This is a genomic window from Candidatus Cardinium sp. cBcalN2 (assembly GCF_022810445.1).
Lineage (GTDB): Bacteria > Bacteroidota > Bacteroidia > Cytophagales > Amoebophilaceae > Cardinium.
In genome coordinates, this window is sequence record NZ_JAACGD010000005.1 from 1 (window position 1) to 2,488 (window position 2,488).

The window sequence follows — 2,488 nt, forward strand, 5'->3', positions numbered from 1 at the left end:
GAAATAGAAAAACAGTTGACAGGAAGGCTGGAGCGTGGATTCTGTTTTTCCAGCTGTTTTGCTTACTTTTTTATCAAGAAAAAAGTAAGTTAAAAACATCTTATTTGCCACTGACTTGAATAGATAGAAAAAATTGATAGTGTTACCGTAGCACTCAAGAGCTAATAATCAGCAAGCTTATACTTCCAATGTGCTGCTCTACCATACTCTGCTATATAATCCATGCGCTCTGTACGTATTTGTACCTCTAACCGCCCATATTTGTAGGTTTCAAAGGTAAGATGAAGTGATTCATAGCTACTATCCCTTGGTGTACTGATCCAGTCTCTCATAATATGACAGACTGGTTTATAAAGATTACTAATAATACTAAGTATTCTCCAACAAGCTACTTTCTCTTCTTGTATGCTTTTATCATCCATATTGGTTAGAATAATTCTGATAGCAGCCAGGTCATGTATTTGATCGAAATCAATTTGCAATTTTTGAATTTTATGCCAAATAGAATAAACAGATTTGATCCGTTTTTTTAACATAAATTCAATACCACGTGCTTGAATAGCGGCTTGAACTTCCTCAGCAATAAGATTCAACTTTTGCTGCCTTTTTATTTTAGTCATGCCAAGTTTGGCAGTAATAGCATAGTAACTCAGTGTATCTGTGTGTTTTAACCAAAAATCTGCTAACTTGGTTTGGATATCGTATAATCGCATTCTATGTGAAAGTGGAATATAGAAATACTTTAGCTCAAGTAGTAGCTGGGGGCTAGAGTGGATTAATTCTGATTCTAGATTTTCTAAATCTACACCGCTACAATGTACACGAATCATGTCACAAATTTGCAGCAAAATGGCTATAATATGATTAGCATTTATATCAGGATAAATGGGATAGGTCCGAATGGTATCATTACGCAATCTATAGCTTTTTAATGCTTGGAGCTCTTTAAGTATAGAGGCTGTTTTTGAGCCAAAATTGGTTTCAATAGTTGTTTCTTCAACCAACTCTGCTAAGAAAGCTGGTGTTAAAAGTGCAGCTATAGCTGCAGAAAGGCCCAAAGACATCTCCGTAGCAGCGACCATGGCTACCTGTAAGGATTCTTTTGCAGAACGTTTGAGTGGTTTATGAAGTTGTTTTTCAAAGCTTTCTGCCCATTTATATGCCTCTTGAATAATTAAATAAGCTTTTTTTCTATCATTTGCATGCTGGCTTACTGATCTTGCAAGCTGATGCAAGTTCCAAGTATTTACGTCGGGAACTTCATGTCTTTTTATCATGGTATAAAGTCAAAAATTGTATATTATTCAGGCTGCATAAGCTTATACATAGGGCTTTATTTTTTACTAATTCGGTTTGCGCTAAATCTATAAAATAATCTTGCTAAGTGCAATAATTTAAGACCCAAAATAACAACTTAATTAAAAAATTACCAAAGTTAATGTATTAGTTCTATTCATGATTGGCAATTAGTAGATAATAGAATTAATATGAAAAAAATGACAAAATTGCAAAATAAAAATATTTTTTTGGCATACAGATTTCGAATGGTTAACTCAAATGTCTTTATAAATAGGTCATAGGCATGGTAGCTAAAATGTGTCTTATATGCGTGGATGGATGCGCTATAATTTTGGATTTTTCAATTGAAATAGTTAGATTATTGAAAGTAATTTTCTAAAAAACATCATATAATTTTTTAAAAAACATCCATGTACCATAAAATTAAAATAATACCCATCAAGGATCTTAGCCTAGTATTTCTACTTTATATAGGATTAGTTATTTCTGGTTGCACCAGTAGGTTAAGGTTGAATGCTGTTAAGCATGATTATCAATATTATCGCGATGCAAAGAGTAGAGACTTTATATGTTCAAGAGATTATAAAGATGCTGATATGTTGGTTGATGCGTTTGATGAACTAATCCGTTCTTCAAACGGAGTCCAAATCGATGAAAATACCTATAAGGAGTTTATAGAATTAGCAAAGTCAAATTTAAAGCTGAAATATGGTAAAGTATGTTTTCAGCAGAAACAAATCTATCGTTCTATATTGTCATGTGCAATTCAGACTAGTTGTGCAGAAGTGGTCGAATGTTTATTAGATAATGAATTTTCTATATCTTTTTTTGGGCCTCTACCACACGACAAGCAATCATATCAGGATACCATTTTCGTCCCTAGTAAGTTCTACCTAGAGATATCAGAAAAAGACTCTCGCAATGAATTGCACAACACTTACTTCCTGCATGAATCAATTTCTGTAATCAAACAATTGATGCACCAGGGTGCTGATGTTTCTTCTGCATTCAAGGTTTTTTCCTTGCTAATAGCATGTTATCCTGAATTTGAATTTGAATCTGAACGTGAATATAAACCTAAACTTAGGTATAGGTTTAAACTAGGTCAGCAGGTCAGGTTAGGCAAACAAAATATCTTACACATGTTTCTTGATGGTGGTTCTAATCATCCTACGTATGAGGATAGACT

2 protein-coding genes are annotated in these 2,488 nt (G+C 33.4%); one reads left to right on the forward strand and one right to left on the reverse strand.

Annotated features, from left to right (window positions below):
- Positions 1-161 precede the first annotated feature (161 nt).
- Complete coding sequence (locus tag MUW74_RS00185; RefSeq protein WP_243517649.1) at positions 162-1,277, reverse strand: bifunctional (p)ppGpp synthetase/guanosine-3',5'-bis(diphosphate) 3'-pyrophosphohydrolase; 1,116 nt, start codon at positions 1,275-1,277, stop codon at positions 162-164.
- Positions 1,278-1,709: 432 nt separating this feature from the next.
- Here MUW74_RS00185 and MUW74_RS00190 point away from each other — a divergent pair.
- Positions 1,710-2,488: hypothetical protein (locus tag MUW74_RS00190; RefSeq protein ID WP_243553001.1), on the forward strand; the 779-nt coding region annotated here is incomplete at its 3' end.